Genomic DNA, 18,137 nt, shown 5'->3' on the forward strand with positions numbered 1-18,137 from the left:
TCAACCAGCCTGTCACATGCCTCGCAATCCCCTCAAAAGTAGAACTTGGCCGGTCCCGTTGCTAACAGGAGTGACAAAACGGCCGGTCGCCGCGCAGGAACCGCAGGCCCGGGACGCTCACCGGGTGACAAAGGTTGACAACCGAATCGACCCAACCCGGTCACCCAGTGTGATCACCGGTGGGTCGTCAGCGGGACGGGTACTCGTGCACGACGACCGCCGCGGCGCCCACTCCCGGGTGCCGCTGCAGGACCGCCTCGATCTCGCCCAGCTCCATCCGCACCCCGGCGATCTTGACCTGCCGGTCGACGCGCCCCAGGTACTGCAGGGTGGGCCGGTCCTCGCCGCCCGCGCCTGCCGGCAGCAGGCGCACCGCGTCGCCCGTCCGGTAGAGGCGGCCGGTGGGCGACGCCGGGTCGAACGGGTCGCGGTAGAACGCCTCGCGGGTGCGCTCGTCGTCGCCGAGGTAGCCGCGGCCGACGACGACCCCGCCGACGAACAGCTCGCCGGTCTCGCCGATGTCGCAGGCCGCCCAGGTTCCGTCGTCCTCCTCGCGCAGCGCGTAGAGCCGCGTGTTCACGATGGGAGTGCCGATCGGGAGGCGGAGAAGCTCCAGGTCACCGGCGGTCACGGTGTGGTGGGTGACGTCGTCGGAGCACTCGGTGGGGCCGTAGGCGTTGAGGAGCCGGGCGTGCGGCATCGCGTCCAGCCAGCGGCGGGACAGCTCCGCGGGCAATTCCTCGCCCGTCGCGATCATCCACCTCAGGGCGGTCAAAGAGCCGTTCCGGGGGGCCTGGGGGGTCGTCCCCCCAGAATGAGAGGAGCCGGGGGCCAGGTCGTCCAGCAGGTGCCTGACCATGGTGGGGACGAGCTCGACGACCGTGATGCCCCGCTCGTCCACGGCGCGGGCGAACGCCTCCGGGTCGTGCGCGACGCCGTCGCCGACCACGTCGACCCGGCCGCCCAGCAGCAGCGGGCACAGCATCTGCCAGATGGAGATGTCGAAGCCGAGCGGGGCGGTGAACGCGACGACGTCGGCGCCGGTCAGCTCCAGGTCGATGATCTTCGCCCAGAGGTGGTTGAGCATGCCCTGGTGCTCGACGACCGCGCCCTTGGGGCGGCCCGTCGAGCCCGAGGTGAACAGGACGTACCGGGGCTGGTCCAGGGCGTCCAGGCGGGGCCGTCCCGGCCAGGGCGCGAGACCGCCCGCCGCGGCCGCCGCGACGACGCGGCAGCCGGCCTCTTCCGCGCCCTCCAGCAGCGCGGGCGCGGTGGCGGCGTCCACGGTGACCAGCACCGACGCGCCCGCCTGGGCGAGGACGTCGTGGACGCGCCCGGCGGGCCAGGTCTCGTCCGCCGGCACGTACAGGGCGCCGATCAGCTCGATCGCGAGGAACGCGGCGATGACGGCCGCGCAGCGCTCGCCGCCGACGCCGACGACCGTGCCCGGCTCGACGCCCTCCGCCTCCAGCAGCGCGGCGACGCGGCGGGCCTCGGCGGCCAGCTCGGCATAGGACAGGGTGCGGTGCCGGTCGGCGACCGCCGGGCGGTCGCGCTCGGCGGCGAACCGCTCCACGCGCGTGATGACGGGGTCGGCGAGGTCGACGTCCCGCTCGCGGACCATCCCGTGCCGGACGGCCAGCTCCCGGGCCCGCTCCGCCTGCGCCGCCGGTACGTCCAGGGCGGGCAGGCCGGCCAGGGGGAGCAGCCGGTCCACGGCGGGTCCGCGAGCAGTCATCATTACTCTCCGTGATGTAGAACCACTCCGCTGTAACAGCAATACAAGCGGAGGCCATAGCTTATGTCCGGCGTTCGCCAGAAGCACCGCGCATTGCACCCTACCCGCCGGTAAGCAGAGGGTTGCGATGGGAAGATGCACGAAGGTACGGTGATGCTCCGCATGGCTCTGGCGTGAGGCCCGGCGGCGAACTCGGGGGAAGATGAGGGAATTGTTTCTTCATTTGAGGGTGGACGCGTGCCGATAATCACCTCGCCGCAGGATTTCAATGTCGACGACCTTTACGTCGATCTTCGGCATGTCATCGAACGGCCGCTCTACCTCAAATGCGAGGGCTTTAATTTCGCCGGCTCGGTCAAGCTGAAGGCGGCCGCCGCGATGGTGGAGGCGGCCGAACGGGAGGGCGTGCTCACCGCCGGCTCGATCATCGTCGAGTCGTCGTCCGGGAACCTCGGCATCGCGCTCAGCCTCATCGCCGCGAGCCGCGGCCTCAAGTTCGTGTGCGTCACCGACCCGCGCTGCAACCCGGCGTCGATGCGGGTCATGCGGGCGCTCGGCGCCGAGGTCCGCGTCATGTCCGACAAGGACGCCAACGGCGGCTACCTCGGCGGCCGCATCGCCTTCGTCCAGGGCCTGTGCGAGTCGGACGAGCGGTACGTGTGGCTCAACCAGTACGCCAACCGCAACAACTGGCTGGCCCACTACCGCGGGACCGCTCCATCGATCGACCGCGAGTTCCCCGACCTGGAGATCCTCTTCGTCGGAGCCGGGACGACGGGCACCCTGATGGGCTGCGCCCGCTACTTCCGCGAGCGCAAGCGGCCCGTCACGATCGTGGCGGTCGACGCGGTCGGCTCGGTCACGTTCGGCGGCATCCCGGAGCGACGGATGGTGCCGGGCCTCGGCACGAGCAGCCGGCCGGCGCTGGTGGACGAGTCGTTCATCGACGACGTGGTGCACGTCCCCGAGCCCGACACGATCCGGACCGTGCACGCGCTCGCGGCCCGCGGGTTCCTGTTCGGCGGCTCCACCGGCACCGTCGTGTCCGGCGCGTCCCGCTGGCTGGACGCCAAGTACCCCGGCGAGGACCCGGTCGCGGTCGCCATCGCCCCCGACCTCGGCGAGCGCTACCTCGACTCGATCTACGAGGAGAGCTGGGTGCGCGAGCACTTCGGCGACGTGCTCTCCGACACGGCCGGTATCCTCGGCGACTGATCATCGAGAAAAGACGGAGTTTCCACCATGACGCAGGTCCCAGCATTCGCCGTGATCTCCGGCGCCCAGGTCCACGAGGCGGTCGGCGGGCGCGAGGCGGAGGTCACCCGGATGGTCGAGGCGGCCTACCGGCTGCACGGCGAGGGGCTGACCGTCAACCCGGACTCCTACTTCCTGCGGTTCCCGGACCGCCCGTCCGACCGGATCATCGCGCTGCCGGCCTCGGTCAAGGGCGACGTCGGCGTGCACGGCATCAAGTGGATCTCCAGCTTCCCGGGCAACGTCGCGAACGGCATCCCGCGCGCGTCGGCCGTGCTGATCCTGAACGACGCGGAGACCGGCTACCCGTTCGCGTGCCTGGAGAGCTCGATCATCTCCGCGGCCCGCACCGCCGCGTCCGCCGCCCTGGCCGCCGCGACCCTCGCCGACGCCCGCGGCTCCCGTCCCCGGCGGGTCGGCTTCATCGGCGTCGGCCTCATCGCCCGCTACATCCACACGTACCTGGCGGGCAACGGCTTCACGTTCGACGAGCTGGGCGTCCACGACCTCTCGCGGGAGCACGCGGAGGGGTTCCAGGGGTACCTTGAGCGGTCGGAGAAGGGCGAGGTCACGATCCACGAGTCGGCGGAGTCGCTGATCCGCTCGTCCGACCTGATCGTCTTCGCGACCGTCGCCGGTGAGCCGCACGTCCACGACCCGGCCTGGTTCGAGCACAACCCGCTCGTGCTGCACGTGTCGCTGCGGGACCTCTCCCCCGAGATCATCCTGTCGTCCTACAACGTGGTGGACGACGTCGAGCACTGCATGAAGGCCGGCACGTCCCCGCACCTGGCCGAGCAGAAGGTCGGCAACCGCGACTTCGTGGCCGGCACCCTCTACGACGTCCTGATGGAGAAGACGGCGCCGCCCGCCGGCAAGCCGGTCGTGTTCTCCCCGTTCGGCCTGGGCGTCCTGGACCTCGCGGTGGCGAAGTACGTCTACGACCAGGTCTCGTCGTCGGGCGCGCTGCACACCGTCCCCGACTTCTTCCACGAACTGAAGCGCTACGGGTGACCCCCGGCGGCGGCGAGGGAGCAGGGCCGGCGCCTCGCTACTCGCCGACCCATCGAACGCCTCGCCGTCGACGGCGGCTGGACTGCCCAGGGGTCAGAGCCCGATGGTGCTCTTGGCGCCCACGTACGAGCCCGCGCCGGGCCACCGGGACGTCCGCGACTTCTTCCTCACCCGCCGGACCGGGTAGGGCTGCCGGGCTCCGCCGCCCGCGGGGGGCGCGGAGCCGGCCGCCGGTGCTCCGGCTCCGCGGCCGGGCGGTGGCCCGCCGGCCTCCCGGCGGGGAGGGCGATGGCGGGGACGAGCGCCGCGACCGTGATACCGATCGCCCACCAGAACGCGCTCTGGAAGGCGGTGGTCGCACCATGGTCGAGGAGCGACTGGAGGACGACGGCGACGACCGCGATACCGAACGAGGCGCCGACCTGCTGGGCGATGCGGGTGTTCATGGTGGCGTGGGGAACGTCCGCCGGCCGGGCGTCCTGGTAGGCGACGGACATCGCCGGGATCAGCACCGCCCCGATGCCCAGGCCCCGGACGAGCAGTGCGGCCCCCAGCCACCACAGGTTCGTGCCGGGTCCGGCCAGGGCGAAGGGGACGGTGGCGGCGGCGGTGAGCAGGAAGCTCGCGATCGTGACGGCGGACGCTCCGAAGCGGTCGGCCAGCCCGCCGACCGCGAAGCGGGCGGCGAGCGCCCCCACGCCCTGCGGGATCATCAGCAGCCCGGCCTCCAGCACGCCGGCGCCCCGCAGCTGCTGGTAGTACAGCGGCAGCAGGAACATGGCCGCGTACAACGCCGCACCGGCGGCGAACAGGACCGCGGAGGCACTGCCGAGCGAGCGCAGGCGCAGCAGCCGGACGTCCACGACCGGCCGGTGCTCGCCGGGACGCGCGGCCCACCCGGCGAACGCCGCCAGCAGGGCGGCCCCGGCCGACAGCGGCACCAGCACCCCGGCACGGCCGATCCCGCCGTCCCCGGACAGCTGGGAGAGGCCGAGAAGGACGCCGGTCAGGCCCGGCGCGAGCAGTGCCAGGCCGATCCAGTCCAGGCGCGCGCGTCCGGCCGCGGGCCCGGGGCGGTCGGCGGGCAGGAACCGCCACGCCAGCAGCAGCCCCGCGGCGATCAGCGGCACGTTGATGAGGAACAGCCAGCGCCAGCTCAGCCAGGTGAGGACGATCCCGCCGATCACCGGGCCGAGGATCGGGCCGAGCGCGATCGGCAGGCTGGCGGCCGCCATCAGCCGGCTGCTGACCCGCCCGCCCGCGGCCCGGACCGCGAGCGTCTGCATCAACGGGAAGATCAGTCCGGCGCCGAAGCCCTGCAGCGCCCGGAAGCCGATCAGGCTCGCGTCGTTCCACGACACCGCGCACAGCATGGAGGCGAGCACGAACAGCACCAGCGCGGCCATCCAGACCCGCTTGCCGCCCCAGCGCCGCTCGGCCCACCCGGTGACCGGGATCGCGACGGCCATCGCCAGCAGGAAGCCGGTGGTGACCCACTGGATCGTGCCGGTGGTCGAGTGCAGCTCCACCACCAGCGTGCGGATCGCCAGCGTCACCATCGTCGAGTCGAGGATCGCCGCGATCCCGCCCACGATCAGCGCCAGGAGCGCGTTCCTCACCTGCGGCGGCAGCTTCGCCTCAGTGGTGTCCGCCATCGCCCCGTCCCAACATAAGAGTGGAATCCATCTCTTACGAAGGTAGGGCGCGTTGCCAAGGAATGCAAACCTTCCTTATCCTGGAACCGTGACCGACACCGACGCCGACGCCGCGCCCGCTCGCCGGCGCCGGCGCGGGCCCGAGCTGGAGGCCGCGCTGCTGGACGCGGCCTGGGACGAGCTGGTCGAGACCGGTTTCGCGAAACTGACCATGGAGTCCGTCGCCGCCCGCGCCGGCACCGGCATCGCCGTGCTGTACCGCCGCTGGGCCAACAAGGACGACCTCGTCCTCGCCGCGCTGGAGCACTACGGCGCCACCCACCCCGTCGACGTCCCCGACACGGGAACCCTGCGCGGCGACCTGCTCGCCGCGCTGACCGGCATGGGCGAGGCCCGCGCCGCCTTCTTCGCCATCGCCGCGGCCACCGCCTTCTCGGGGCTGCTGGCCGGCACCGGGCTCACCCCCGCGCAGGTCCGCGACCGGATCATGGGCGCCCAGCCGGTCACGCGCGTCCGGACGATCTACCAGCGCGCCCACGACCGCGGCGAGATCGACCTGGAGCGGATCCCCGCCGCCGTGCTCGCCATGCCGTTCGACCTGGTGCGCCACGACCTGCTCATGGACCTCGAGCCGCTGCCGCCCGCACGCATCCGGTCGATCATCGACGAGCTCTTCCTGCCCCTCGTCCACGGCCACCGCGGCTGAGCGTCAGATCTCGATCACGACCTTGCCGGGGACGCCCGTGTGCTTGGCCTCGAACGCCGCGCGGGTCTCGGCCAGCGGGTGGACGGCGCCGACGTGGGCCCGCAGGTGGCCCGCCCCGGCCAGCTTCGCGAGTTCGGCGAGCTGGTCGCGGTCCGGCTCGACGATGAAGAAGACGGCGCGTCCGTTCGCGGGCTCGACCGGGGGCGGCGCGGTGATCGAGACGAGCGCGCCGCCCGGCTTGACCCTGCTCGCGGAGCGGGACAGCAGCTCGCCGCCGATGGTGTCGAAGATCAGGTCGACGGGCTCGACGGCGTCCTCGAATGACTGCCCTTCGAGGTCGATGAAGGCGTGCGCGCCCATCTCGGTCGCGACGCCGGCGGCGCGGGCCCGGCCGGTGGCGATGACGTGCGCGCCGGCGTGCCGGGCCAGTTGGACGGCCAGGCTGCCGGTGCCGCCTCCCCCGCCGTGGACGACGACGGTCTGCCCTGCTTCCAGGCCGCCGTGGACGAAGAGCGCCTGCCAGACGGTCAGCCCCGCGAGTGGCAGGGCCGCCCCTTCGGTGAACGTCAGCGAATCGGGCAGCCGGGCGAGGTTGCGGGCCTCCACCGCGACGTACTCGGCCGCCGCGCCGTCGCGGTGCCAGTCGGTCAGGCCGAAGACGCGGTCGCCTGCGGCGAAGCCGGACGTCCCGTAGCCGACGTCGGCGACGACGCCCGCGACATCGTGGGCCGGAACCGACGGCGTCCGGTCGCGTCCGGCCCGGTCGACCCAGGTGCCGGGCCAGTCGAGCTCGTCCGGCACGAACCCCGCCGCGTGCACCCGCACGACCACGTCCCCCGTGGCCGGACCCGGGCGCGGCGCGTCCTCCAGGACCAGGCCCTCGCTACCGCCGCGCTCGTGAATACGTATCGCTCTCATGGTCATCCACTCTCCCTGGGGTCACTCCTCCCCAAGAAGACGCGGATACCACCGGCCCTGTGACAGGTGGCGAGTCCGGCGAAGACCTCCCGGGCAGATAGAACGAGGTGAAGTGGGCACCTTTCGGTTATGGATGAGCGAGATGTCGGACGCGGGGACGTCCAGGAGCTGACGGACTTCGAACTGACCGTGTACGAGACCGTCGCGGAGATCGACAAGGAGCGCGGCGCGGCCGACTTCGAGGCGATCGGGGCGCTCGTCGAGGCGCCCGAAGAGGATCTGTGGGCCGCGCTCGGGCATCTGGTGTCGATCAACCACCTGCACTCGACCAGCGAGGGGTACGTGCTCGGCCCGCACGACTGGGCGCCCTGACCGTCCCGCTGGATGGGAACGCCGGTGAGGGGGCGGCCGGCGCGCGGCACGATGACCGGGTCAGCCTGGGACGCGTGTGGGAGGCCGCCGGAATGAAGCTCGTCGTCACCGAGGAACAGCGGGAGCTGCGGGACGCGCTGCGGCGTTTCTTCGCCGACCGGTCCCCCGCCGCCGAGGTGCGGCGGCTGATGGAGACCGCCGGAGGCTACGACGCCGCGGTGTGGGCGCAGATGGCCGGGCAGCTCGGCCTGCAGGGCCTCGCGATCGCCGAGGAGCACGGCGGCGCCGGTTTCGGGATGCGGGAGCTGGCCGTCGTCTTCGAGGAGATGGGGCGGGCCGTCGTGTGCGCCCCCTTCCTCGCGACGATCACGGCCGCGGCGGCGCTGGAGGCCGGTGAGGGCGGGCACGACCTGCTGCCCGGCATCGCGGACGGATCGGCCATCGCGACGCTGGCGGTGGCCGAGGACGGCGGGTCCTGGGATCTCGGCGACGTGGAGGCCGCGTTCGAGAACGGGGCGCTGCGGGGGAGCAAGAACTTCGTCCTGGACGGTCACATCGCCGATCTGGTCCTCGTCGCGGCCCGCAGCGAGGACGGCGTCGGGCTCTACGCCGTGGAGGACCCGTCACGGCTCGCCCGGACCCTCGTGCCGACGCTCGACCAGACGCGGAAGCTGGCGCGGATCGGGCTCGACGGCGTCCCGGCCCGGAGGGTCGGCGGCGAGGACGCCATCGGGCGGGCGCTCGACATCGCGGCCGTGGCGCTGGCGGCCGAGCAGCTCGGGGGCGCGCAGAAGACCCTGGACATGACCGTCGAGTACGCGAAGGTGCGTTACCAGTTCGGGCGTCCGATCGGGTCGTTCCAGGCGATCAAGCACCGGTGCGCCGACATGTTCGTGCTGGTGGAGTCCGCGCGGTCCGCGGTGCTGAACGCGGCGGGCGCCGCCGACGAGAGCCCGGACGAGCTGCCCGCCGCCGCCGCCCTGGCGAAGGCGTACTGCTCGGACGCCTTCTTCCACACGGCGGGCGAGGCCATCCAGCTGCACGGCGGCATCGGGTTCACGTGGGAGCACGACGCGCACCTGTACTTCAAGCGCGCCCAGGGCTCGCGGCAGCTGTTCGGCACGCCCGGCCGGCACCGGGAGCGGCTGGCCGCGCTCGCCGGCCTCACGGGTGCAGTCTCAGCCCCTTGAGGACCTTGTCCACGCCGTTCCTCGGGCCGTGGACGGCGAACCCGACCAGGGGCATCTCCGCCGCCGCGACCGCGCGGACGGTCTCGCGGTTCGCCTCGTCGTGGCCGGTCTTGAACATGTCCTCGATGTAGACGGCGATGTCCATCTCGCGGGCGAGGGCCCGGCCGTGCGCCGTCAGGATCGCTCCGGCGCCGGCCTCGTAGACCAGGACGGGCTGCCGGAACATCGCCAGGTACCGGTTTCCCGACGCGTCCTCGTACGGCTCGCCGATCACGCCGGGGACGCCGCCCGCCACGGCGCTGGAGAGGAACGCGGTCACGTTGAGCCGCTGCCACGCGGCCAGGTCGTCCCGGACCACGATCCCGATCTTGGTGTCGAATCGCATGCGGGACAGGATGCCGCGGCGGACGGCGGCCCGTCTTGAACGCTCGTGCGCCAGACTGGGGACGTGGACTGGAGCCGGTACTGGCGGTCGCCCGACCGCCCCCTGGAGGCGATGCACGCCCATTTCGAGCGGCACGTGTACCACCGGCACAGCCATGAGACGTACTCGTTCGGCGTGACCGAGGACGGCTACCAGGCGTTCCGCTGCCGGGGCGACGCCCACACGAGCGCGGCCGGGATGGTCATCGCGTTCAATCCCGACGACCCGCATGACGGCCATGCCGCCGACGAACTGGGCTTCACGTACCGGATGGTGCACATCGGACCGGAGCTGGTGTCGGGCGTGCTGGCCGACATGGCGGGGCGGCCGGCCGGGCTGCCGCTGTTCGCCTCCCCCGTCGTGAGCGACCCCGTCCTGGCACGGAACCTGCGCGGACTGCACGCGGCGCTGCTCGGGGACGCCCCGGCCCTGCGGCGGGACGAACTGCTGACCGCGACGGTCGGGGCGATGGTCGACCGGGCGGCCACGCGGCGCCCCGGCACCGGTCCGGCCGGCGGCTTCGTCGAGCGGGCCAGGCGGCGCCTGGAGGAGGCGTACCTGGACGACATCGGCGCCGCCGAACTGGCCGACGCGGCGGGGTGCAGCCGGTTCGCGCTCTACCGGGGCTTCCGGCGGGCCTACGGAATGGGGCCGAGCGACTACCAGCGCCAGCTCCGCCTGCGCGCGGCCCGGCGCCTGCTGGCCGGAGGCGGCGCGATCGGGGACGTCGCGGCCCGGACCGGGTTCGCCGACCAGAGCCATCTGACGCGCTGGTTCGTCCGCTGCTACGGCATGACGCCCGGCCGCTTCCAGCGTGCCGGTTGAGGAAGAATGCGCGCTATGAGACGGGCGAGCGGGGCGATGTTCGGGCTGGCGTACGGCGACTCCCTGGGAGCGCCGACCGAGTTCCTCACCATGAAGCAGATCCGGCGGCGCTTCGGCGACCACGGGCCGACGCGGCTCGACGGCGACCCGGCGCTGGTCACCGACGACACGCAGATGGCGATCGCGGTCGGCCTCGCGCTCCTGGACGCCCTCGCGAACCCGCCGTTCACGCCCGACCTGATCACCCCGATGTGGCGGCGGCGCTTCATCGACTGGCTCAACAGCCCCGACAACAACCGGGCGCCCGGCAACACGTGCCTGCGCGCGTGCCGGAACCTGGAGGCCGGGCAGCCCTGGGTGAAGGCGACCGTGGCGGGCTCAAAGGGCTGCGGCGCCAACATGCGGGTGGCGCCGGTCGGTCTCGCCCCCGGCCTGACGGAGGCGACGCGGGCGGGCGCGTCCCAGCTCCAGGCGGCCCTCACCCACGGACATCCGACCGGGCTCGCCGCCAGCGAGCTGACCGCGTTCGCCGTCCGGTGGCTGACCGACGGCATGGAGCCCGCCGCCCTGCCGGCCGCGCTCCGCGCCCGCTGCCACGACCAGCGCACCACCTACCACGACCGCTGGCTCGGCACCCTGTGGCAGCGGCCCGGCATGGACTCCCCGGAGACCTTCATCTCCCGCGGCTGGGACGAGTGCCTGGCCGTCCTCGACCGCCTGGACGAGGCCCTGGCTCGCGGTGACCGCTCGTCCGACCCCTGCGAGACCACCGGCGCCGGCTGGGTCGCCGAGGAGGCCCTCGCGACGGGGCTGCTGTGCTTCCTGCTCTTCCCGGACGAGCCGGTCGAGGCGATCTGGCGCGGCGCCGCCAGCTCCGGCGACTCCGACTCGATCGCGTGCCTGGCCGGCGCCTTCGCGGGCGCCCGCCTCGGCATGGACGCCTGGCCGGCCGAGTGGTCCGCCCGCATCGAGTACGCCGGGGACCTGGCGAAGATCGGCGGAGCCTGGGACTGATCCCGCTAGGAGGCCGACCAGCCCGTCCAGGTGTCGATCGTGATCGCTATGACCGGGCCCTCGGGCGGACGGCCGCGGTACTGGGCGTAGCGGCCGGTGAGGAGTCGGACGGGATCGGCCATGCGCGCCGGGTCCTCGACGATGGACGCGCGGCCGTCGACACGGACCCACCAGAGGCGGGTCCAGTCGTCCTCGTAGTGGTCGGCGAGCAGCGCCACGCGCGGGTTGGCGCGGATGTTGGCGAGGCGACGCAGGTCCCTGGTGCTCTTCGGCTTGTGGTCGACGGCCGTGTAGACGCTGCCCCGGTGGACGGCGAACGTCACGGGGACGAGGTGCGGCCGCCCGTCGTCCCCCACGGTCGCCAGGCGCACGACCGGGACGGTCGTCAGCAGGCGGCGCGCTTCGTCCGGCGAGAGTTTCGGCACCCCGTCAGCCTGCCATGGCTCAGTCCTTGAAGTCCGGGGGGCGGTGCTCCTTGCGGGCCTTGATCGCTTCCTCGAAGTTGTGCGTCGTGAGGCGGACGTAGAGCTGGGCGAGGCCCTCCTGGCCCATGTGCGCGTCCAGGCTCGCGGCGTCCAGGCTGGACCACAGCATCCGCTTCGTCAGCTCCACGCCGGGACGGCTGAACGCGGCGATCCGCTCGGCCAGGTCGTAGCAGGAGTCCAGGAGCTTGTCGCCGGGGACGACCCGGGAGAGCAGGCCGATGCGCTCCGCCTCGGTGGCGTCGACATCGCGTCCGGACAGCATCAGCTCGAAGGCGCGGGACGAGCCGATCGCGCGCGGCAGCAGGTAGCTGAGGCCCAGTTCGCTCGCGGTCAGGCCGTTGTTGATGCCGGCGGCGCGGAACAGGGCGGTCTCGGAGCCCAGCCTGATGTCGGCGGCCAGGGAGAGGCAGAGGCCGCCGCCGATCGCCGGGCCGTTGACCGCCGCGATGACCGGCTGGTGGACGCGCCGCATCGCGCGGATCACGTCGTCCAGCAGCTCCATCGAGCGCAGCGCGATGGTCGGGAGCGTCAGCCCGTCGATGCCGGGGAGGTTCCCCGGGTTCTCCAGGTCGGCGCCGGAGCAGAAGCCGCGCCCGGCGCCGGTGATGACGACGGCGCGGGTGTCGTTGTCGCGGCTCACCTCTTCGAGGGCCTCGCGGAGCGGGACCATCACGTCGAAGGCCATCGCGTTCATGCGCTCGGGCCGGTTGAGCGTGATGAGGGTGATGTGCGGGCGCGGCTTGTCGATCAGGACGAAGGGCAAAGCGGGCCTCCCGGAGTCAACCTAACAAGCGTTAGGTTACACGCGCGGGAACTCCGGGGGCGCGAGGCCGCGCTCGACCACCGCGGCCAGTTCCTCGTCCGTCAGGACGCGCGGCTCGCCGATCGTCCTGGCCCGCACGTAGACGCCGCAGAGCCATTCGAGGAGCCGCGCGTTCTCGTACGCCTCGTCCAGGTCGCGGCCGATCGCGACGCCGCCGTGGTTGGCCATCAGCGCGGCCCGCTTGCCGCCCGCCATGGCCGCCCGGACGTTCTCCGCGAGTTCGGGCGTCCCGTAGGTGGCGTACTCGGCGACCTTCACCACGCCGCCCAGCAGCAGCGTGTTGTAGTGGATCGGCGGCAGCTCGGACATGGTCGTCGCCACGACGGCGCCGTAGGTCGAGTGGGTGTGCACGATCGCCGCCGCCGGCGTCGCGTCGTAGAGCGCGAGGTGCATGGGCGTCTCGGACGACGGCGCCCGCTCGCCCTCGACGAGTTGCGAGGAGAGGTTCACGACCGGGCAGTCGGCGGGCTCCATCCGGTCGAGCATCATGCCGCCGGGCGTGACCGCGACCAGGTCGCCCAGCCGGACGCTGATGTTGCCCGACGCGCCGGTCACGAGGCCGGTCCCGGCCAGCCGGCGGCCGATGGCGCACAGCTCGTGCCGTTCATCCTTCAACAACATATGAATACCTCTCACGTTCCACGGGCTCCACCGCGTACGCTACGGCCCTGACGATCATTAAGGGGCCGGTCATGACCGTTGTCACTCTCGGCGCGCACATCCTGGACGTGCTCGCCCGTCCCATCGAGGGCATCCCGGACGGGCAGGACACCGTCGTGGTGGAGCAGATCCGGGTGACCGCCGCCGGCGCCGCCGCCGGGACCGCGGTGGCGCTCGCCAGGCTCGGCAACGACGTCATCTCCGTCGGCGCGATCGGCGACGACGACCTCGGCGACCTGCTCGTGACGATCATGACCCGGAACGGCGTGGACGTGACCGGCCTCGTCCGGCGGACGGCCGACCAGACGAGCGCGTCCATCCTGCCGATCCGGCCGGACGGCGGCCGGCCCAGCTTCCACGTCCCCGGCGCCAACCTGACGCTGACCGCGGGCGCGGTCGGTCCCGGCCTGCTCGGCGCGGCGAGCGTCGTGCACCTCGGCGGGCCCGACGTCACGTTCGGGCTGAACGACCCGGCGTTCTTCGAGATGCTCGCCGCGGCCCGCCGCACCGGCACCGTCGTCACGATGGACCTGCTGTCCAACATGCCCGACCTGCTGACCGGCGCCGCCGCCTTCCTGCCGTACGTCGACCACTTCCTGCCGAACGAGGAGCAGGCCGCGGCGATGACCGGCGAGAGCGATCCCGAGAAGGCCGCCCGCGCGCTCCTCGACTTGGGGCCGGGCACGGTGATCGTCACGCTCGGCGCGGACGGCAGCCTCGTCGCGACCGCCGGGGTCGTCCACCGGCTGCCCGTCCTGCCGGTCGAGGTGGTCGACACGACCGGGTGCGGCGACGCGTACTGCGCCGGGTTCATCACCGGGCTCGCGCACGGGCGGGACGTCCTGGAGGCGGCCCGGTGGGGCACGGCGGCGGCGGCGACCGTCGCGCAGGGGCTCGGCTCCGACGCGTGCCTCACCGATCTGGACGCCGTCCTCGCCCTGCTGGGATGAGTCAGATCTTCTCCTTCCGCCCCTCCCAGTACGGGTCGCGCAGGAGTCGCTTGTAGAGCTTGCCGGTCGGGGTCCTCGGCATCCGGTCGACGAAATCGATGGAGCGCGGCGCCTTGTAGCCGGCGAGCGACGCGCGGACGTGCCCGATCAGCTCGCGGGTGAGGGCGTCGGACGGCTCGATCCCGTCGGACGGCTCGACGGCGGCCTTCACCTGCTCGCCGAACTCCTCGTCCGGGATGCCGAACACCGCCACGTCCCGGACGGCCGGGTGGGTGATCAGCACGCCCTCGATCTCCGCCGGGTAGATGTTCACCCCGCCGCTGATGATCATGTCGATGGCGCGGTCGGCGAGGAACAGGTAGCCGTCCTCGTCCAGGTAGCCGACGTCGCCGGTGGTGAACAGGCCGTCCTCCCGGTGCACCGAGCGGGTCTTCTCCTCGTCGCCCCAGTACTCGACGTCGTCGCCGCTCGTGTAGCGGAAGTAGATCTGGCCGCGCTCGCCGGCGGCGGCGGGCTCGCCGTCCTCGCGCAGGATGCGGACCTCGGTCGTCGGCAGCGGGCGGCCGACGCTCCCGGGCTTCCTCAGCCACTCCTCCGCGGTGATGACGCTGTTCACCGACGCCTCGGTGGAGCCGTAGTACTCGTGGACGATCGGGCCGAACCAGTCGATCATCCGCCGCTTCACCTCGGGCGAGCAGGGCGCGGCGCCGTGCCAGACGACCGCGAGGCTGGAGCCGCCGAAGGCCGCGCGGGTCTCCTCGTCCAGCCGCAGCAGCCGGACGAACTGGGTGGGGACGAGGTGAACGTTCGTGATCGCGTGCTCGTCGATGAGGTGGAGCGTCTCCGCCGGGTCGAAGTCGCGCCGGATCACCACGGACCGTCCCCTGAGCAGGAACACGAGCGACCACAGCCACTGCGCCGAGTGGTAGACGGGGCCGACGAGCAGCGACCGGCCGTCCGGCGGGATCCGGAGCACCTCGGCGAACACGTCGCCGACGAGGCTCGCCGCCTCGATCGGGGCGCCGACGCCCAGCTGCTTGCGGCTCACGCCCTTCGGCCGGCCGGTGGTGCCCGAGGTGTAGAACATCGGGAAGCCCATCACCGGGTCGGCGATCTCCTCCCCCGCGCCGGTCGCGAGGAACTCCTCGTACGGGGTGAAGCCCTCGATCGCGTCGCCGAACGCGACGCGGGCGGTCAGGCCGAGGCCCTCGGACGCCTCCCGCGCGGTGCCGCCGAACGCGTCCTCGGAGAACAGCACCCGCGCGCCCGCGTCCGCCAGCACGTAGCGCAGCTCGTCGGCCGTCCAGTGCCAGTTGACCATCACGTAGCGGAGCCCGATGTGGCCGGCGGCGCACATCAGCTCGAAGTACTCGCGCCGGTTGCCGGAGTGGATCGCGATCGCGTCGCCGGTGGCCAGGCCCAGCCCGCGCAGCGCGTTCGCCAGCCGGCCGGTTCTGGCGTCCAGCTCCCGCCACGAGGTACTGCCGCGTTCGTCGGTGAGGGCGGGCTCGTCCGGCTTGGCGTCGGCGTACGGGCGGAGCAGTGCGGCCATCGGCCACCTCCTGGAACGCGGCGAGAGTCGTGGATTGCGACTCTAGGACCGGTTCACCCGAAAGGCCAGGTCAGAACGCCGGCCGCCCGGACGGGACGCCACGCCGCGTTCCGGGGGCCGACCCGTCCGCACGTGTCGTTCTGAGAAACGGAGCCGCAAGTCGGTGCTGGAATGACGGGTACGGGTCAAACTAGAGTCCAGGCAAGGTCATCATCAGGCCTGTCGTCCGCACGCCGTCCAGCATTAAGGTAACCGCACGTGTCGAGGGACGGGGAACCCCCAGTCAACGAGGACTCCGGAGCCGAGCCGGAGCCGGCCTCCGCCGGGGACGAGGCGGACGGTGCGGCGTTCCGCGCCGACGTCCGGGAGGCACTCGCCGGGCTGGCGGCGCGGCTCGGCCGCGAGCACGAGCGGGCCGCGCACCGCGAGGCCGTCATCGACCGGCTGCACGAGGAGAACCAGCGGCTGCGGCGCGGGGAGCTGCAGGGGATGCTGGAACCCGTCCGCACGGCGCTGTACCGGCTGCACGACCAGGCGCGGCGCGAGTCCGACCGGCTCGCCGCGCCCGGACCGGCCGAGCCGCCCGACCCGCGGCGGACCGCGCTGCTACTGGCGGCGTTCGCCGACGACGTCGCGGACGCGCTGGCGCGGCTCGGCGTCGAGCGCTTCACGGTCGAGGCCGGCGCGCCGTACGACGCGTCCCGGCACCGCCCCGTCGCCGTCACGCCCGTCGCCGACCCGCTGGCCGACGGCACCGTCACCGCCGTCCAGTCCGACGGGTTCGAGCAGAGCGGGAAGGTGCTGCGCAAGGCGGCGGTCAGCGTCGGGAAGCTCGACGAGAACGCGAACGGAGCGGCGGCCACGGTCAAAGCCGCCCCAAGTCGCCACGATGGGGCGGAACGTGGCGAGACGCTGAGCAGCGGACGAGCACAGAACTCAGGACTCGGGACCGACAGGTGAGAGGGACATGGCTGTCTACGGGATCGACCTCGGAACCACGTACTCCTGCATTGCCTCCATCGACGATGTAGGGCGGCCCGCGGTCCTGCGCAACCTGGAGGGCACCGACACCACGCCGTCCGTCGTCTTCTTCGAGAGCGGCGAGAACGTCGTCGTCGGCGCCACCGCGAAGGACACCGCGGTGCTGGAGCCCGACAACGTCGTCAGCCTGATCAAGCGGGACATGGGCCGGGACGTGACGCGGCCCATCCACGGGATCGACTTCACGCCGGAGGAGGTGTCGGCGTTCATCCTGCTGAAGCTCGCGACGGACGCGCGCACCACGACCGGCGAGGACGCCCGCGACGTCGTCGTCACCGTCCCGGCGTACTTCGGCGCGGCCGAACGCGACGCGACCCGCAAGGCGGGGCGGATCGCCGGGCTGAACGTCATCGACATCGTGTCCGAGCCGATCGCCGCCGCCATCACCTACGGCGTCCTGAATCCCGAGCAGGACCGGACGATCCTGGTGTACGACCTCGGCGGCGGGACGTTCGACACCACCGTGATCACGCTGCGCGAAGGCCACATCGAGGTCGTGTGCACCGACGGCGACCACGAGCTCGGCGGCGCCGACTGGGACGCGCGGCTCGTCGAGTACCTCGCCGAGCGGTTCCGGGAGGAGCATCCCGACGCGGGCGACCCGCTGGACGACAAGCAGACCGAGCAGCAGCTCCGCCGCGACGCCGAGGACGCCAAGAAGGCCCTCACGACCCGGACGGCCCACACCGTCCGGGTGATGCACGGCGGGCGGGTCGCGGCCGTCGAGGTGGCGCGGGAGAAGCTGGAGGAGCTGACCAAGGACCTCCTCGACCGCACCGTGGAGATCACCGGCCGGACGCTGTCGACCGCCGCCGAGAAGGGCGTCGACGACTACGACGACCTCGTCCTCGTCGGCGGGTCCACGAAGATGCCGGTCGTCGCGGCGCGGCTGGCGACCGAGCTGGGCCTCGCCCCCCGCCTCCAGGACCCCGACCTCGCGGTCGCGAAGGGCGCGGCGCTGTACGCGTTCGAGGAGACGTACCGGCGGCTCGTCCGGGAGGGCGCCGCCGAGCGCGCCGAGGAGATGGCGACGCGCGCCGGCCTGTCCGCCGAGCAGCAGAAGCAGATCGCCGGACGGCAGATCAAGACGGTCGCCTCGCACGCCTTCGGGATCGTCGTGGTCGACCGGGAGACCGGCGCCGAGAACGTCGCGCACCTCGTGCACGCCAACGACGAGCTTCCCGCCGCCAAGACCGAGGACTTCTTCACCGTCTACGACGACCAGACGTCCGCCGACATCCGGGTGATGGAGCAGGCCGGCGTGGTCGAGTCCGCCGACCTGATCGACAACACCGAGATCGCCACCGGGGAGATCCGCGTCCCGCCGGGCAAGAAGGCGGGCTGGCCGATCGGCGTCACGTTCGCGCTCGACTCGTCCGGGCTGCTGAACGTCACGGCCGTGGAGAAGGAGACGGGCGAGAGGCTGGAACTCAAGGTGGACGTCGGCGGCATGTCCGAGGAGGAGGTCGAGCGCTCCCGGAAGGCCCTCTCCCGGGTCCAGGTCAGCTAGCGGCCC

At 72.5% G+C, this 18,137-nt stretch carries 18 protein-coding genes; 10 read left to right on the plus strand and 8 right to left on the minus strand.

What is annotated here, in order from left to right; genetic code table 11:
- Positions 1–187: 187 nt before the first annotated feature.
- Positions 188–1,738 carry an amino acid adenylation domain-containing protein gene (locus AL2_RS19700; RefSeq protein ID WP_067635483.1) on the minus strand — a complete coding sequence of 517 codons (1,551 nt, stop codon included), beginning with the start codon at positions 1,736–1,738 and terminating at the stop codon, positions 188–190.
- A 237-nt stretch (positions 1,739–1,975) separates the two neighbouring features.
- Here AL2_RS19700 and sbnA point away from each other — a divergent pair, with 237 nt between their 5' ends.
- A complete protein-coding gene (gene sbnA, locus AL2_RS19705; RefSeq protein WP_067635485.1) occupies positions 1,976–2,953 on the plus strand; it encodes a 2,3-diaminopropionate biosynthesis protein SbnA in 978 nt (325 codons plus the stop codon).
- Between the two features lie 27 nt (positions 2,954–2,980).
- A complete protein-coding gene (gene sbnB / locus AL2_RS19710) occupies positions 2,981–4,006 on the plus strand; it encodes a 2,3-diaminopropionate biosynthesis protein SbnB (RefSeq protein WP_067635487.1) in 1,026 nt (341 codons plus the stop codon).
- Between the two features lie 167 nt (positions 4,007–4,173).
- On the opposite strand, the gene AL2_RS19715 is transcribed toward sbnB, so the two are convergent.
- Positions 4,174–5,661, minus strand: coding sequence for an MDR family MFS transporter (locus AL2_RS19715; protein WP_067635489.1), 1,488 nt, complete (start codon positions 5,659–5,661; stop codon positions 4,174–4,176).
- A gap of 88 nt (positions 5,662–5,749) precedes the next feature.
- Here AL2_RS19715 and AL2_RS19720 point away from each other — a divergent pair, with 88 nt between their 5' ends.
- Complete coding sequence (locus AL2_RS19720) at positions 5,750–6,367, plus strand: TetR/AcrR family transcriptional regulator (RefSeq protein ID WP_067635491.1); 618 nt, start codon at positions 5,750–5,752, stop codon at positions 6,365–6,367.
- 3 nt (positions 6,368–6,370) lie between these two features.
- Here the strand turns inward: AL2_RS19720 and AL2_RS19725 are convergent, their stop codons facing one another.
- Entirely contained in the window at positions 6,371–7,291 is a 921-nt protein-coding gene (locus AL2_RS19725; protein ID WP_245666745.1) for an NADP-dependent oxidoreductase, read from the minus strand.
- Between the two features lie 123 nt (positions 7,292–7,414).
- Here AL2_RS19725 and AL2_RS19730 point away from each other — a divergent pair, with 123 nt between their 5' ends.
- Both AL2_RS19730 and AL2_RS19735 read left to right on the plus strand, forming a co-directional pair.
- Positions 7,415–7,657 carry a hypothetical protein gene (locus AL2_RS19730; RefSeq protein ID WP_067635493.1) on the plus strand — a complete coding sequence of 81 codons (243 nt, stop codon included), beginning with the start codon at positions 7,415–7,417 and terminating at the stop codon, positions 7,655–7,657.
- Positions 7,658–7,731: 74 nt separating this feature from the next.
- Positions 7,732–8,847: an acyl-CoA dehydrogenase family protein gene (locus AL2_RS19735; protein ID WP_245666746.1), complete on the plus strand. Its 1,116-nt coding sequence runs from the start codon at positions 7,732–7,734 to the stop codon at positions 8,845–8,847.
- Here AL2_RS19735 and AL2_RS19740 read toward each other — a convergent pair.
- On the minus strand, positions 8,822–9,232 hold the full coding sequence (locus AL2_RS19740) for a DUF2000 domain-containing protein (RefSeq protein WP_067635497.1): 411 nt from the start codon (positions 9,230–9,232) through the stop codon (positions 8,822–8,824). The two genes, AL2_RS19735 and AL2_RS19740, sit on opposite strands and share 26 nt — an antisense overlap.
- A gap of 63 nt (positions 9,233–9,295) precedes the next feature.
- Between AL2_RS19740 and AL2_RS19745 the strand changes: the two genes are divergently transcribed.
- Both AL2_RS19745 and AL2_RS19750 read left to right on the plus strand, forming a co-directional pair.
- Positions 9,296–10,096 carry an AraC family transcriptional regulator gene (locus AL2_RS19745; RefSeq protein WP_245666747.1) on the plus strand — a complete coding sequence of 267 codons (801 nt, stop codon included), beginning with the start codon at positions 9,296–9,298 and terminating at the stop codon, positions 10,094–10,096.
- Between the two features lie 15 nt (positions 10,097–10,111).
- Positions 10,112–11,110: an ADP-ribosylglycohydrolase family protein gene (locus tag AL2_RS19750; protein WP_245666748.1), complete on the plus strand. Its 999-nt coding sequence runs from the start codon at positions 10,112–10,114 to the stop codon at positions 11,108–11,110.
- A gap of 5 nt (positions 11,111–11,115) precedes the next feature.
- Here the strand turns inward: AL2_RS19750 and AL2_RS19755 are convergent, their stop codons facing one another.
- Genes AL2_RS19755 through AL2_RS19765 form a run of 3 tightly spaced genes read right to left on the minus strand, consistent with a single transcriptional unit; the run spans position 11,116 to position 13,039 of the window.
- Positions 11,116–11,535, minus strand: a complete 420-nt coding sequence (locus tag AL2_RS19755) for a TIGR03668 family PPOX class F420-dependent oxidoreductase (RefSeq protein ID WP_067635501.1) — start codon at positions 11,533–11,535, stop codon at positions 11,116–11,118.
- Between the two features lie 19 nt (positions 11,536–11,554).
- Positions 11,555–12,358, minus strand: a complete 804-nt coding sequence (locus AL2_RS19760; protein WP_067635502.1) for an enoyl-CoA hydratase — start codon at positions 12,356–12,358, stop codon at positions 11,555–11,557.
- Between the two features lie 36 nt (positions 12,359–12,394).
- Positions 12,395–13,039, minus strand: a complete 645-nt coding sequence (locus tag AL2_RS19765) for a class II aldolase/adducin family protein (RefSeq protein WP_067635504.1) — start codon at positions 13,037–13,039, stop codon at positions 12,395–12,397.
- A 71-nt stretch (positions 13,040–13,110) separates the two neighbouring features.
- On the opposite strand from AL2_RS19765, the gene AL2_RS19770 reads away from it, so the two are divergent.
- The gene (locus AL2_RS19770) at positions 13,111–14,028 is read left to right on the plus strand and encodes a carbohydrate kinase family protein (RefSeq protein ID WP_067635506.1); all 918 of its coding nucleotides are present in this window, start codon (positions 13,111–13,113) and stop codon (positions 14,026–14,028) included.
- Position 14,029: 1 nt separating this feature from the next.
- Here the strand turns inward: AL2_RS19770 and AL2_RS19775 are convergent, their stop codons facing one another.
- Positions 14,030–15,580: an AMP-binding protein gene (locus AL2_RS19775; protein WP_067635508.1), complete on the minus strand. Its 1,551-nt coding sequence runs from the start codon at positions 15,578–15,580 to the stop codon at positions 14,030–14,032.
- A 258-nt stretch (positions 15,581–15,838) separates the two neighbouring features.
- On the opposite strand from AL2_RS19775, the gene grpE reads away from it, so the two are divergent.
- Positions 15,839–16,540: a nucleotide exchange factor GrpE gene (gene grpE, locus AL2_RS19780; protein WP_067635510.1), complete on the plus strand. Its 702-nt coding sequence runs from the start codon at positions 15,839–15,841 to the stop codon at positions 16,538–16,540.
- A gap of 7 nt (positions 16,541–16,547) precedes the next feature.
- The gene (locus AL2_RS19785; protein WP_067635512.1) at positions 16,548–18,131 is read left to right on the plus strand and encodes an Hsp70 family protein; all 1,584 of its coding nucleotides are present in this window, start codon (positions 16,548–16,550) and stop codon (positions 18,129–18,131) included.
- Positions 18,132–18,137: the final 6 nt, after the last annotated feature.

Origin of the sequence: Actinomadura latina NBRC 106108 (assembly GCF_001552195.1) — a bacterium.
Taxonomy (GTDB): Bacteria; Actinomycetota; Actinomycetes; order Streptosporangiales; family Streptosporangiaceae; genus Spirillospora; species Spirillospora latina.

Excerpts from the sequence above, each read along its gene's own strand:
- AL2_RS19700 (WP_067635483.1), bottom strand. The coding sequence starts at position 1,738 with ATGACTGCTCGCGGACCCGCCGTGGACCGGCTGCTCCCCCTGGCCGGC.
- sbnB (WP_067635487.1), top strand. The coding sequence starts at position 2,981 with ATGACGCAGGTCCCAGCATTCGCCGTGATCTCCGGCGCCCAGGTCCAC.
- AL2_RS19715 (WP_067635489.1), bottom strand. The coding sequence starts at position 5,661 with ATGGCGGACACCACTGAGGCGAAGCTGCCGCCGCAGGTGAGGAACGCG.
- AL2_RS19725 (WP_245666745.1), bottom strand. The coding sequence starts at position 7,291 with ATGACCATGAGAGCGATACGTATTCACGAGCGCGGCGGTAGCGAGGGC.
- AL2_RS19730 (WP_067635493.1), top strand. The coding sequence starts at position 7,415 with ATGGATGAGCGAGATGTCGGACGCGGGGACGTCCAGGAGCTGACGGAC.
- AL2_RS19740 (WP_067635497.1), bottom strand. The coding sequence starts at position 9,232 with ATGCGATTCGACACCAAGATCGGGATCGTGGTCCGGGACGACCTGGCC.
- AL2_RS19750 (WP_245666748.1), top strand. The coding sequence starts at position 10,112 with ATGAGACGGGCGAGCGGGGCGATGTTCGGGCTGGCGTACGGCGACTCC.
- AL2_RS19765 (WP_067635504.1), bottom strand. The coding sequence starts at position 13,039 with ATGTTGTTGAAGGATGAACGGCACGAGCTGTGCGCCATCGGCCGCCGG.
- AL2_RS19770 (WP_067635506.1), top strand. The coding sequence starts at position 13,111 with ATGACCGTTGTCACTCTCGGCGCGCACATCCTGGACGTGCTCGCCCGT.
- AL2_RS19775 (WP_067635508.1), bottom strand. The coding sequence starts at position 15,580 with ATGGCCGCACTGCTCCGCCCGTACGCCGACGCCAAGCCGGACGAGCCC.
- AL2_RS19785 (WP_067635512.1), top strand. The coding sequence starts at position 16,548 with ATGGCTGTCTACGGGATCGACCTCGGAACCACGTACTCCTGCATTGCC.